At 54.2% G+C, this 13,707-nt stretch carries 9 protein-coding genes; 7 read left to right on the forward strand and 2 right to left on the reverse strand.

Features of this window, described 5'->3' with window-relative positions:
• Position 1: 1 nt before the first annotated feature.
• Positions 2–298: a hypothetical protein gene (locus ABNF92_RS15625; protein WP_041644860.1), complete on the reverse strand. Its 297-nt coding sequence runs from the start codon at positions 296–298 to the stop codon at positions 2–4.
• Positions 299–634: 336 nt separating this feature from the next.
• On the opposite strand from ABNF92_RS15625, the gene ABNF92_RS15630 reads away from it, so the two are divergent.
• From ABNF92_RS15630 to ABNF92_RS15650, 5 genes are all read left to right on the forward strand, one after another.
• Positions 635–1,885, forward strand: coding sequence for a DcaP family trimeric outer membrane transporter (locus ABNF92_RS15630; protein ID WP_014575737.1), 1,251 nt, complete (start codon positions 635–637; stop codon positions 1,883–1,885).
• Positions 1,886–2,211: 326 nt separating this feature from the next.
• Entirely contained in the window at positions 2,212–3,513 is a 1,302-nt protein-coding gene (locus tag ABNF92_RS15635) for a TolC family protein (RefSeq protein WP_041644862.1), read from the forward strand.
• Between the two features lie 49 nt (positions 3,514–3,562).
• Positions 3,563–4,747, forward strand: coding sequence for an efflux RND transporter periplasmic adaptor subunit (locus ABNF92_RS15640; RefSeq protein ID WP_014575740.1), 1,185 nt, complete (start codon positions 3,563–3,565; stop codon positions 4,745–4,747).
• A 14-nt stretch (positions 4,748–4,761) separates the two neighbouring features.
• Entirely contained in the window at positions 4,762–7,869 is a 3,108-nt protein-coding gene (locus tag ABNF92_RS15645) for a CusA/CzcA family heavy metal efflux RND transporter (RefSeq protein WP_014575741.1), read from the forward strand.
• Between the two features lie 17 nt (positions 7,870–7,886).
• A complete protein-coding gene (locus ABNF92_RS15650) occupies positions 7,887–8,231 on the forward strand; it encodes a P-II family nitrogen regulator (RefSeq protein WP_014575742.1) in 345 nt (114 codons plus the stop codon).
• Between the two features lie 424 nt (positions 8,232–8,655).
• Here the strand turns inward: ABNF92_RS15650 and ABNF92_RS15655 are convergent, their stop codons facing one another.
• Positions 8,656–10,797: a TonB-dependent receptor gene (locus ABNF92_RS15655; RefSeq protein ID WP_041644863.1), complete on the reverse strand. Its 2,142-nt coding sequence runs from the start codon at positions 10,795–10,797 to the stop codon at positions 8,656–8,658.
• A 417-nt stretch (positions 10,798–11,214) separates the two neighbouring features.
• Here ABNF92_RS15655 and ABNF92_RS15660 point away from each other — a divergent pair, with 417 nt between their 5' ends.
• Both ABNF92_RS15660 and ABNF92_RS15665 read left to right on the forward strand, forming a co-directional pair.
• Entirely contained in the window at positions 11,215–12,432 is a 1,218-nt protein-coding gene (locus ABNF92_RS15660) for a TolC family protein (RefSeq protein ID WP_041644864.1), read from the forward strand.
• A gap of 24 nt (positions 12,433–12,456) precedes the next feature.
• Positions 12,457–13,704: an efflux RND transporter periplasmic adaptor subunit gene (locus ABNF92_RS15665; RefSeq protein WP_062785126.1), complete on the forward strand. Its 1,248-nt coding sequence runs from the start codon at positions 12,457–12,459 to the stop codon at positions 13,702–13,704.
• Positions 13,705–13,707: the final 3 nt, after the last annotated feature.

The raw sequence follows: 13,707 nt of genomic DNA on the forward strand, positions 1-13,707 counted from the left end.
TCTAATGAATAAACTGATCTTTTGAAAATTGGTCCAATTGAGATAGATTGATATCTCCCGATTTGATCATCTCGTGATAGATATCGTCCTTAGTCGATAACATCAATTTTCGGCGTGCCTCCATGCCCACTTCAGATAACGCCGCCTGTGTCATTACCTTATGTTGTCTCTTCATATCCTGAATGCTGCTTTTGGAGAGCATGCCTTGTGCTAACTTATCGTCCTTGGCCTCAGTGGCATGGAGGTTTCCTGCCGCCAAGGCTAATGCTAACGATGTGAGCCAGAGATAGTTCCTCATAGAGTCACCTTTAAGTTGAATGATGTGCACCCTGATGGAACCAGATGAACTTTAACTCAGCTTGAAAAAATAAAATTAAATCATGAAAAGAGGACACGGGTGTAAGAACGGTTGCGATGGGGTCGTTAATACAAAGGTATTAAGGGGGTATTTTTTTCAATTTCGTTTCAAGTTCATCTGCTATCAATGGCGATGCGTTGTTCTGGCCGAAAGTGCCGGCATAACCAGCAACTTACCGGTGGTGGTCTGTAACCGAAGCGCCTTCGCGTTTGGTTTATGAGGTGTCGATCGCCGGTAGGGGATCTTATAACGAAAGCTCACGGAGACTGATTTATAATGCAAACTAAAAAACTCAGGTTAGCGATAAGAGCAACACTTGCGATATCAACCATGGGCCTGGTGGTCCCATCTGCTTTGGCGCAATCAACTGCGGAACTTCAAAAGCAGATCAATGACTTGCGCAGTCAGGTGGATCAGATGGCGGGGACCAATGATTCCAAGGGGTGGTTGCTGCCCGGCACTAACACTTCGGTTACGATTGGTGGTTACGTAAAATTGGATATGATTTACGACACAGACCAGGATATCGGTGACTTGCACGACCCGAGTGTTCTCGATACATCCGTAGAGGATGGTGATAGCTCTTTGAGAGCGCATGCCCGTCAATCACGAGTGCGTCTCGGAACCAGTACCCCGACCGATATTGGAGAAGCCAAGACGGTTGTTGAGGCAGACTTCTACGGCGGTGGTGGCAACGAACTGTTCTCCAATTCACGGGGGCTTCGTATTCGTCACGCCTATGGCGAGCTCAACGGCTGGCTTGCGGGTCAGACGTGGAGTAACTTTATGCACTTTACGGCTTACCCGACCACACTGGACTTTAATGGGCCGGTAGGTGTGAGCTTTATTCGTCAGGCACAGATTCGTTACACGATGGGAATAGGTGACGGACAGTTCTCGGTGTCAGCTGAAAACCCTGAAACCAGTGGGTTTGAAGGTTCACGTGATACCGTTCCTGACCTTACCGCCCGTTACAAGTGGGCAGGGTCTGGTGGTGGATTTGAGGTTGCTGGCCTGGCCCGTTCTCTCAAGACCGACGACGTCAGTGCTACAGGTGACGACGCTGCGTTTGGATATGGCGTCATGGCGGCTGGTCGACTCAACGTCACTTCAGAAACCTCGCTCATGGCCGGAGTTGTTTTGGGTGATGGTGTAGGTCGTTATCTTTACAGCTCGTACAGTAACAACGACAGCACTGCGAGTCGGACTGGCATCGGTGAGGCATATATAACTTCCGATGGTGATCTCGAAACTATCGAGGCTTACGGCTTCAACGTGGCGGCGAGCCATAAGTGGACGCCAAAATTCACCACGAGTGTGGCCTATGGGTTTTTAGAGGGTGATCAGGACGAGACTCTCTTTCCAAACTCTTTCCAAACCCTAGAGAGCGCTTACTTCAGCAACTTCTACCAAGTAGCTGATCCGGTGACTGTAGGGGTTGAGCTGTCGTACGCCAACAAAGAACTTGCAAACGGTGAGTCAGCTGACAACACCCGTCTTCAGTTGGCTGCGCAGTTTAGCTTTTAATTCATTATTACATTGCTTCACATAGTTGGACCCCACGACGGGCCTCAGTAGGCCCGTCGTACGTTATTGTTCACTTACACGCGATGCCGTCAGGGGCTCTTTCACCTCTCCTCCTTTTACGACGTTATCCCTGCCATTGTCTCGTCGATTCGACCTGCCCTCGGCATTTAATCCAAAAGTTCGCTAGTAATGTCCGTTCAGTCGCAATGTAGCTCTTATGGAGCGGCATTCAGACTGATTTAAAGGTTTGTCTGTAAGGTCGTCTTGGAATTTACGGCGAAAACGCTGATTCATGTATCTCAGTCAAATAGCCAGGATGATATTGAATGAACAAACGACTGTTGTTGTGGGTGCTGATAGTACCCGGAGTCTTGAACGTCATGCCTTCGGCGGCAGCCACCACCGGGGAGAGCGTTTCACTCAAGGAGTACCAGCAAGCCAAGGCCAGCCAGGCTGTCTCCTTGAATGAGGCAATGGTAATGGCATTTGAGAATAGCCCGGTGTTGGCTTTGAGGCGGGCTGCGGTGTCCATGCAGGAAGCTGACCTCGATCATGCCAGCCGCTGGGCGCCCAGCAACCCTGAGCTTGAGCTGAGTGGCCGTGACAATCCAGATCAGGCGGATCAGGCACTGAATTACGAGGTTCGGGTCACTCAGGAAGTCTGGATGGGCAATCGGGGCGATCTCGGTCAGTCGCGTGCTCAGAGCACTCTCACTTCTCAACAGCAGGAACTTGAATACCTGAAGGTGGCGACCAAGGCCCGAGTGCGGTCGGCCTACTTCAAGATTCTGCTTGCACAGAAAGAGCTGGAAACGGCAAGCCGCACCGTTGAGCTAATGCGGCGAACCAAAGAGCTGGTTGAGGTGTCCGTTGAGCGGGGCAAACAGACCCGAATTGACCTCAATACCGCTGTCATTGGCTTGGCAAGAGCTAAGAACCAGAAGGCCGAAGCGGAGCAAAAGCTTAGGCAATCAAAAATTGACCTGACGGAAGTTCTTGGGGTGTCCCCCTCTGATGCGGTAGAGGTCTTGGGAGAGCTCAATGTAGCTCGTGCCAACTTGCCACCAACTAATCGCCTGGTCGCGATGGCTCAGCGCCAGAGAGGGGATCTGAAGGCGGCAGCAGCCAGAATTGCTGCGAATGAGTCCGGCCTGAAACTGGCCAAGAGTCTAACGATTCCGAACCTGAAAGTGTTCGGGTTCTACGAGCGGGAGGAAAGATCCAACCTTTTTGGTGCGGGTGTGTCGATGCCTCTGACCGTGTTTCATGACTATTCCGGTGAAAAAAGGAAGGCCTCGGCTCAGTTGAAAATCTCCGAGCTTGAGGCCGAAGCGCTGCGTTTGGCGACTGAACGCCAGGTCGTGTCTGCTGTAGCTCAGTACGAATCCGCCGTACGCAGACTGCGCCAGATGAACGAGTCGATTCTCGAACGTTCGGAGGAAACGCTGCAACTGATGCAGAAAGCTCTTCAAGCGGGAAAAGTCGATGCCTCCGATGTCCTAGCTGCCCAGGACAATCTTTTGTCGGTGAGGAAGGAATATGTCCAAGTGCAACACGACTATATCGATGCCGTCCGGGCGTTGGAAGTGAGCACCGGTGGTGCCCTTTCAATGTCATCCGGTTCCTGATGGCAAGAAAATTAATGGTTGAACGTTCTCTTATATCGAAGGTGTTTAGATGATTCGAAATATGCAGATAATGTTTGTCGCGATCAGTTTTCTGGTCTATCAGCCACTGGCGCACGGCGCCGAGGAAGCCGAAGGAGGGCAGCACCAAAAGGGTGAGGCTGGGCACTCGGCTGAAGGCAGTGAGGCCCGCGAAGTTCATCTCACCCCAGAGCAGAGGGAGTTGCTTTCCGTGCAGACTGTAACGGTGCCCCGAGGCCGAGCTGACAATATCGTGACTGCGCCAGCTGAAGTTCATTACGTTCCGGATCGCGTCGCTGAGGTAGGGCCGCTCCTGCAGGGAAAGCTTACGAGACTGGCTGTTGATCTTGGGGACCAGGTTGAAAAAGGCCAGTTGTTGGCCGCGCTGAACAGCGTTGAGTTGGCTCGCATTCGTTCTCGCCTAAACTCGTTGAAAGCTCGGAAAGAAGCCGCGACTGCGGAGTATCAGCGAGAAAAGCAATTGCGGAGTGAAAGCTTCACCAGCGAAGAAGAGTTCCTGGACGCCAAGGCTGCTTATCTTGAAATTACAGCGGAGTACGATTCAATTCGTGAGCAACTGGCGGTTTTTGGCAGTGATTCGTCAGGCGCTGATAGCAGTCTCGCACAGTACGCGCTCCGTTCTCCTATTCAGGGGCGTATTGAGCGCATGGATGCCAGGTTGGGCCAAACCTTAAGCTCTTCAGATACGCCCTTTACCGTGGCTGATACCTCTGTGGTGTGGGTGATGTTGCAAGTTGCCGAAACTGACATTGGCAGGGTATCCGTCGGAGATGAAGTTCAGGTCTTCTCAAAGTCGGTTGAAGACCGCTTTCACACCGGAGAAGTGTCTTGGATCTCAAATGAGCTTGATGAGGAAACCCGCACCATTCCGGTTCGCGTTGTACTCGAATCCCCCAACGGCGACCTTCGTCCAAATACCTACGCCACGGCCAGAATCATGACTGAATCGGCGGCATCACTGCCCCTGGTTCCACACGATGCCGTGCAAACCATCGATGACGAGTCCGTTGTATTTGTTCCGGGTAATGAAAGGGGAGCCTACAAGGCGGTTCCAGTCACTCTTGGCAAGGAGGCTAACGACTGGATAGAGATTAAGTCCGGCATCAGCGCAAACACGGAAGTGGTTTCAGTGGGCGCTTTTGATCTGATGTCGGCCATTACCGCCAGTGGCCGCAGCGCCGCTCACGGACACTAATACTCGGGGGGAGCATGATCAACGCAATTGTGAATTATGCGCTGAACAATCGTTTGATGACGCTTGTTTTTGCTATCGCCGTGATCGTTGCCGGCATATTTTCATTTCAAAAACTGCCGGTGGATGCGTTTCCGGACGCGACACCGACCATGGTTCAGGTGTTCACTACCAGTCCTGGTTTGTCGCCAGTTGATATCGAAACGCTGATTTCCTATCCCGTTGAGATCAGCATGTATGGAATTCCCAAGTTAGAAAAAGTGCAGAGCACGTCGATTTTCGGACTTTCGCGGGTGACCATCTATTTCGAAGATGGCACCGATATCTACTTCGCCAGGCGGCTAGTTAACGAACGGCTATCCGAGGCCAAGCGCCAGATTCCCGAAGGGATGGGGGAACCCGAACTCGGGCCCATCGCAAGCGGTCTTGGGCGCATCCTGATGTATTCCTTGGAAACTGAGGATAAAGAGCAGTACAGCCTGCAGGAAATCCGCACGATCCAAGACTGGATTGTCAAGCCACAGCTCAGAACCGTGCCGGGTGTAACCGGTGTCCTGTCCATCGGCGGCGAGGTAAAACAATACCAGGTCAATATCGATGCGCAGGAGCTTCAGGCAAGGAACTTGACGGTGTCTGATATTCGCGGCGCTCTCACCCAGAATAATCGTAACGTCGGCGCCTCTTTCATTACGCGAGGCGGTGAAGAGTACATTGTTCGCGGTTACGGTTGGGTCGACTCAGGTTACGAAGGCATCGAAGACATCCAGAACATCATTGTGTCCAAGAGTGAGGGTGAGTCCCCTATTTACGTCAAGGATGTGGCGGAGGTTGGGCTTGGGCCAGCGATTCGCCGTGGGGCAGAGGTGTCCTCGGGTGAGGAATCCGTGGGCGGTTACGTGATGAAATTGATTGGCACCAACACCAGTCAGGTGCTTGAGGACGTCAATGCGAAAATCGACGATCTGAACAAGTCCCTCCCAGAGGGGTTGAAGATTGAAGCGTATTACTCTCAGGCAGACTTGGTGGGCAAGGCTATAGGCACTGTCGAGAAAGCACTGCTTGAAGGTTCGGTTCTGGTACTGGTTTTTCTCTATCTGTTCCTCGGAAATGTTCGTTCCACACTGATCGTGGTGGCGACATTGCCGTTGTCTGTACTCTTTGCGTTCATTGCCATGCGCATGTCGGGCCTGTCGGCCAACCTGATGAGTCTGGGGGGGCTGGCTATCGGCATCGGCATGATGGTGGACGGCGCTGTCGTGATGATAGAGAACATCTTCCGACACCTTGAGGAGCGATCCGATGAAAAGGTCAGCGTTTTGAGGCTTGTAGGTGAGTCCGCTCGGGAAGTGGCTCGTCCGATCGTGTTTGCGATTGGCATCATTATCATTGTTTTTTTGCCGCTGTTTACCCTGCAGGGCGTTGAGGGCAAGCTGTTTTCGCCCATGGCCTACACCATCAGCTTCGCGTTGATTGGTGCGCTGCTACTCGCGTTGACATTGGTGCCGGTTCTGGCCTCGCTCTCATTCAAAATGGGTGGGCAACATAAGGAGCCGAAGCTGGTTCTGTTCCTGAACCGGTTATACAAGCCGGTGGTGAATACTGTCGTCAAAGTCCCTAAGATTGTGATGGGCGTGGCCGTCGTTGCTTTTGCAGGCAGTCTTCTGCTCTTTCCCTATCTCGGAAGCGAATTCGTTCCCACGCTCAGGGAAGGCACGTTCCAGATTCGCTCGACACTGCCACCTGGAGCCAGTCTTGAATCCGCCATCAAATATGGCAAACGGATTCAGTCCGTTGTAGATGAATTTCCAGAGGTCACCGGCACCTATGCCAGGATCGGTCGTGCCGAAGTGGGTGGTGATCCTGAACCTGTGAACGTTGTCGCGACGCTTGTCAATCTGAAGCCCCTGGATCAGTGGCGAGAGGACGTGAGCTATGAGGATCTCCAAAGCAGGATTGCAGAGGCTTTGGATGAACGGGTCCCGGGGCTTGCCAACAATCTGTCCCAACCGATTCAGCTCAGAACCGACGAACTCCTGTCAGGCGTTCAGGCGCAACTGGTTGCCAGCATTTTCGGCGATGACCTAGACGAGTTGGGCCGGATCGGCAGGGAGGTAGCGGCCCTGGCGAATGATGTGCCGGGTGCAACGGATGTGCGCGCGCAGCAGAGTGCGGGTAAAAAACAGATCGTTATTCGCCCCGACCGTGAAGTGCTGGCGCAGTTCGGCATCAGCATCGATAACCTGATGAGTACGGTTGAAACCGGTATTGGCGGTAAAAGCGCCGGGCTGGTTTTCGACGGTGTCCGGCGATTTGAGATTTTCGCCCGGCTGCAAGAGTCCTATCGCGGGTCCATCGATGAAATCAGGAAGCTTCCCCTTAGGGGCAACAGCGGCGAGCTGATACCGCTTTCACGGGTGGCAGATGTTGAGATGTACGCGGGACCCAAGAAAATTTCACGCTCCAATGCCAGTCGGCGACAGTACGTGCAGATGAACGTACGTGGTCGCGATATGGGCAGTGTTGTTCAGGATTTGCGCAATCGGATTGAAAAGCAAGTGGACATGCCGCCGGGGTATTTCGTGGAGTTCGGTGGTCAGTTTGAGAACCAGGAAAGGGCCATGGCGCGGCTGGCGATTGTTGTGCCGATTACCCTGGCGCTTATTTTCCTGCTTCTTTTCTCCGCATTCAGCAGTCTGCGCTATGCGGCGCTGATCTTCATGAATGTGCCCTTTGCGGTTACTGGTGGCATTGTCGCGCTTTTTGTGACGGGGCTTTACCTCTCCGTGCCTGCAGCGGTGGGGTTCATCGCTGTGTTTGGCGTAGCCGTACTGAACGGTGTGGTGATGGTGAGCTACATCAATCAGTTGCGGGACGAAGGCTACGAAGTCATTGAAGCAGTCAAGCTGGGTGCTCAACGCCGTTTGCGGCCGGTTCTGATGACAGCCTCGGTGGCTATTCTGGGGCTGATTCCCTTGTTGCTGGCCGACGGTATTGGTTCCAATGTCCAACGGCCGCTGGCGACGGTTGTGGTTGGCGGTCTGATCACCTCAACGCTGCTGACGCTGGTGGTGTTGCCCAGTGTGTACCAGTGGTTTGCATCCGAACGTCGTGACGTTGAAGTCTGATAGGCAGGAGAAGGTTTATGTACGAAATAAAGGCTTATGTCAGAGAGGTGATGGCGGAGCATGTGGTTGATGCTCTAGCAAAAGTCCAAGGAGTGGCAAGCATTGCCGTCGTGTCTCTCAACGAATTTGGCCATCTGGTCGGTGATGAGTCGCCTCTGGAGAAAGTGAAGATGGTCAAGCTGGAAGTAGATGTAGCGACCGAAACTGTTGCCGATGAAGTTGTGGACATCATTGTGCGAACGAGCAGGACCCGGGATGGACACCCGGGGGACGGCAAGGTACTGGTATCCCGCCTGGTTCGGGCTGTTCGCATCGAGGATGGTGCGGCCAACGAAAGCGCACTTCAACCCACTTCAAGCTAGTTCTATTTAAGCTGGATGGTGGCATCGCGGCTGTGCTGGTCGCGCGAGCCGCCATCACAGCTCCATTCCCGGCTGAAAGATTTCAGACCTCGCCTAGGCCGCCCGCAACGAGTCGAAAAGCTCAAATTGCTTGTTTGATCTTGCGCGAAGAGAAGACAATGGTGGCGTAGGCATAAATCAGTAACTTTAGCATCGTCCGTGGATTGAGCGGCGAGTTGCGCCGGCCGACCACTTCATGTTCGTGTTGCGGCGGAAGCGGCGCTTTGAGAATGGGTCAGTCTCTAAAAAGTCGAGGCTCCAACTACAACAAACCCCCGCCGTAATGACGAGGGTTTATCAGCAATCTGAGCCCCAGCCTCGGGCTCTTTGCTGTCGTGACGTAAACGCGAAGCCACCCGGAAATCAGGCGCCATCCGGTTGTTCGTCAGAAGTTGACGCTTATCCCCAATGAAGCGGTGCGTGGTAGGTTTGCCATGGCGCCATCGGGCAAACGTGAGACAATTTGCTGCTCATCGAACACATTGTCCACTTTCAGGAAGACATCCGCACTGGCGGTCAGTGCGTAGCGGCTGATGAAATCAACCAGGAACAGGGACTCGGTCTCGTCCAGTTTCGTGGCGGTGTTGTTGCAACCTGCGCTGACGCACATTTCATCGACGTAGGTGGCCACAAGGTAGTTGTCCCAGCCACTTGGGTGTTCCATGCCTGTCCGGAAGCTCATCTGGTTTTCAGGTACGTCTTTGAGCTGCTCACCTTTTGTCAGGCCCGAGGCAGCATTGTCCTTGCTGATTTCCGCTTGGGTAAAGGTGTAGGTAAGGCTAACCGGAAGGTAGAACTCGCCCGCCCGCGTGCCGGTCTGGAGCTGGAACTCAACACCGGAAATTTCAGCCTCGCCGGTTACAAAACTGCCAGAGGTGGCGCCATTGCTGCACGGCGATCCCACGGAACAGTTTTCGGCCTTGTTGGAGAAGTCGCTGTAGAAGCCGATCATTTCCGCGAAGAACGCATTGCCAAAGTACCGGAGGCCGGCCTCCCAGTTCTTGCTGGTTTCCGGCTCTTCGTTTGCCTTGGCACCACCCCCGAGAGGTGAGAAACCCCGGTGTACGCCACCCAGAACCTGCCAGCTTTGGGATAGGTCATAGGTAAAGGAAGTGCCGGGCAGGAGTTCAGCACTCTCATTGGCGCGGGTGCTGTCGATGGTTGTGCGGCCGGGATCCGCGTATTGGGTGCGACCGGTTTTCACATCCTCGTAGCGCAGGGCGAGGTTAACGCTGAGCTTGTCCGTCGCCTGCCAGGTGTCGAGCGCCCAGAAGCTCAGGGCCTCGCCGGTCTCAAAGCGATTATTGCTGCCCGTGGGGGCGACAGTGTTCTGGAACACCAGAGAGCCGTTGACCTGGTCATAAACATCGACTGGCTGGAAACGATCCATTTCATCTTCGTGGTAGCGGGCGCCGAAATCAAACTGGTGGCTGCCCATGTCGACATCAAAGTTTACCTGCACGCCCTCGGACAGGTAGTCCCTGGCGTTGTTTTTGTAATCCAGACCGCTGGCATCAACTGTGCCGTCCAGAATACCCTGGGCATTGGCGTCGCCGCCGTTTGCCGAGTCGATGATGCTTCCGCCGCCGCTGAGCTTGAACCAGTTCCGCTTGAAGTCGTTGCGATAGAGGGTGGCCGTGCTGCTTACGGTGTTACTCCAATCGAACTGATGGGTCAGGCTGATACCGGAGTGGGTATTGTTCATCTGGTCGATGCTGGACAACCCGTAACGCCGGTTCGGATCCTGGCTGAAGTCCGCATCGGTCAGGCCGAGGTAACTGGAGTTGGAGGTTTCCTCGGAGTATTGCAGCTTGGCGGTCACGCTCTGGCGCTCTCCCTGCCAGCGTAGTTTGCCGACATAGTCTTCGATATCAAAGCCGGTATCGCGGTTGCTGCGGTCAATTTCCTTGAAGCCTTTCGCGGAGCGCTGGACGGTCTCAAGCAGGTAGCCCCAGTCGCCGGCCGTGTCACCGTAGGTTACATGAACGTCGGTGGAGCCGCGGTCGTTGGTGACGGACTCAATATAGCCCTGCCGCTGATCGGGAATGGGTGTGGAAATCAGGTTGACGACACCACCGGTGGTTTGCGGGCCATAGCGCAGCAGCGGGGCACCCTTGAGCACTTCCAGCGAGGACATCCGCTTCAGCGTCGGGAAATAATAGGCGGCCGGATTGGAGTAGGGCGCCGGTGCGATAAGAATGCCATCTTCCATCAGGGTGACATTGCTGCTGCGCTCGGCCGTGGCGCCGCGGATGCCGATGTTAGGTCGCAGACCCAGGCCTTCCTCTTCCCGCACATAGACACCCGGAACGGTTTTCAGTACCTGGTTGATGTCGGTCTCAACTTCGGTTTTCATCTGCTGCTCACCAACAACGTAGCCTGACCCTGGCAAGGTCTGGACGGCAGAAGCATCGCCAATGATTTCCATGGGTTCAAGCATCTGGGGCTGGTTATCTCCGGCGGCCCAGTTCAGACCCGGGGCAAGGCTGATTGCCACGGCCAGTGATAGTCGGCAAGGTTTAAACATGTGGTTATTCTCCGTTATCATTTGCTGGTGGTAATGCAGGTGCAAACAATTCGCATTTCTGTCTATAAACTTTACGGCTCTGTAACTATCGAGTCAATAGTCAATGCTCATGGTGCGGGAAGGTGTCACCAGGCTGAAAACGGTTAACAGCCTTTCCCTGATTACTCGGTCTGAGGGTTATGCCGTGAGCCATCCTGGCGCCCCGGTTGACCTGCTGGCCAGTCGGGCGATGAACCGGTTCAAAACATGGCAGGTCAAAAGCTTATGTCGCGCAGGCCCTAGGCGATTTTTCTAAAATAGGCTGCAAATTCAAACTCATTTCAAAGTTCACACTTAAGATTCCGATCACTTCCTACCTCGTCACGGGCTTCTTACCGCCCATAATTTTTGGCTACTAATTGCTTCGGGAGAACGATGATGAAGGCAAGCAAGCACTCGCCTCGGGCGTTGCTGTGTTCAGTACTATTGTCCATTCCTCTGTTAGGTCAAGCGGAGACTGTCAATTGGGCGAATTGGCTCACAGGCCAGATAAGTAAGCACCCGGAGGTACTGGCAGCGACAGAGCAGGCGGCAGCGCGGAAAGAGGACGCTCAGGCAAGCGAACAACCGCTGTATAACCCGGAGTTATCCGTGGGAGCAGACAGAACGGGCAGTGAGAATAACTTTGAGGCAGGGCTGTCACAAACGATCGATTGGTCTGATCAACAGGGCGCATTAAAGGAGAAGGCAAAGCTGATCAGGCTTTCTGCGCAAGCTGGCTTGAGCGAAGCAGTCCTGACACAAACGTCTGAATCATTGTTTGCGCTTGTCGAGTGGCGCACCACTACGCTGTTAGAGGAAATTGCTGAATCCCAACAGCAGCGCCTGGATGCCTTGCTGGACCAGGTTGAACAGCGCCAGCAGGCAGGTGATCTGGGGCGTGCCGACGCAGAGCTTCTGTTTTTAAATCTATCCCGTCAGTTGAGCGAAGTCGCCCAGGCAAAGGCCGCAGTTGATCGAGCAGAAACTCAAGTTAGAGAACGTCTGCCGGACTGGAGGCCTCAGGATGGGGGAATCCCCGAGTATATATGGTCAGCGCTGGAGTCCGAGATTGGTGATGCTGATCTGCTGGCACACCCGTCAATTGCTGCCGCTCGAGCCGAGTGGCAGGTGCTGAAAAGTGAGGCAGAGGTTGCCAGACGCAAAGCCACAGCATCGCCGACAGTAGGGCTGAGCGGAGGGCGTGACGGCGGCGAGAACGTGGTTGGCCTGACATTCTCGATCCCTCTGAACGTCCGTAATAACTACAGCGCTGAAACCCGGGCTGCGAATCGACGGGCTCTGGAGGCGGAAGCGCGGTTTCAGGCGCTCTACCGGAAACGACAATATGACCTGGCAGGCGCTCGCGCTTCCTGGAAGCGATACGACAAGCAACTCCGTCGATGGAAAGAACTATCCCAGGGGCGTGTACAGCGAAGTGCCGATTTGCTTGAGAAGCAGTGGCAGGTCGGCGACCTCTCCACCTCTGAGTATCTCCAGGCGCTGGGCCAGCGCGCGGAGAGTCTGAAAACCGGTATTGAACTGGAAAAGCTGGCGCAGCTGGGCCTGATTGAGCTCTTGAGCCAGTCTGGCGAACTGATCACCCCCTTCCAATAATATTCTGGAAACTGGATATTCATCATGAAAAAAACTCTGATTTCAGTATTTGTTTTGACGCTGTTTATAGCTCCCCCTTCACTGGTGCAGGCCGAGGAAGATGCTCATAACGAGGCGGGCCACGATCATGCCGCCGGTGGCGACGATCATCGAGAAGGCACCGGTGAAGAGGATGAGCATGAGGGCGGACATGCTGAAGAACGTGAGCATGAAGAAGAAGGTCATGGCCACGAAGAGGAGAGCGATGGTGGTCATGAAGAAGCAACCTCCGCAAGCATCAATGCCAAACAAAAAGAGCTTGCCGGCATTGAAGTAGCAACCCTCGAGAGCAAGCGCGTTGACTATGAAATTTACGCTCCCGGTGAGCTGCTGACCAACGGCTATACCAGCTATCACGTGTCCCCCCGAGTTGCCTCGGTGGTGTTGAGACGTCACGTGGAATTGGGTGAGCACGTAACCAAAGGTCAGCCGCTGGTAACCCTGTTCAGTGAGACGGTGGCACAGGCGCAGGCTGATTACAGGAAGGCTTTTCCTGAATGGGAGCGAATCAGCGGGCTGGGTCGTTCCGTGGTGGGTGATCAACGGTTCAATACCGCGAAAGCCAATATTGAAGCGGCGAGGGCGACTCTGCTTGCTTATGGGCTAAACGATGATGACATTGGTGCGTTGAAGGCCAGCGGCGTAGGTAGTCTCGGTGAATACACGCTCAGGGCTCGCGTGGACGGCGCAGTGCTGACCGATGAGTTTGAGCAAGGACAAAGAGTTGAGGCAGGCCAACCGCTGGTGACTCTGGCTAATGAAAGCGAACTTTGGGTAGAGGCTCACCTGCCAGCAAACTCCGACATTGTCCTTAAGCAAGGAGCAGAAGCGGAAGTAAGAGTTGCAGGTCGTGTAGCTGTGGCAACGGTATCCCAAGAAGCTCATACCATTGACGCTGTGACCCGCACGCGGATTGTTCGGTTGGAGCTGGACAATCCTGAAGATCGTTTTCATCCCGGAATGTTTGCAGATGTGTATTTCCTTTTTAAAACCAAGGAGCCGGTACTTGCGGTGCCGGAGAGCGCCTTGATGCGAAGGGCCGATGGCGACTGGACGGTCTATGTGGAAGAGGCTGAAGGGGAGTATGAGCCTGTGGAAGTGGAACTGGGCCGCTCAATTGGCGGACTCCGTGAAATTTCCGGCCTGACTGCAGGCCAGCGGATTGTTTCGCGGGGCGCATTTTTTGTGGCCTCTGAAATTGCCAAAGGCGGCTTTGACCCACACAACCACTGATTC

The organism is Marinobacter sp. MMG032, assembly GCF_040112695.1.
Taxonomy (GTDB): domain Bacteria; phylum Pseudomonadota; class Gammaproteobacteria; order Pseudomonadales; family Oleiphilaceae; genus Marinobacter; species Marinobacter salsuginis.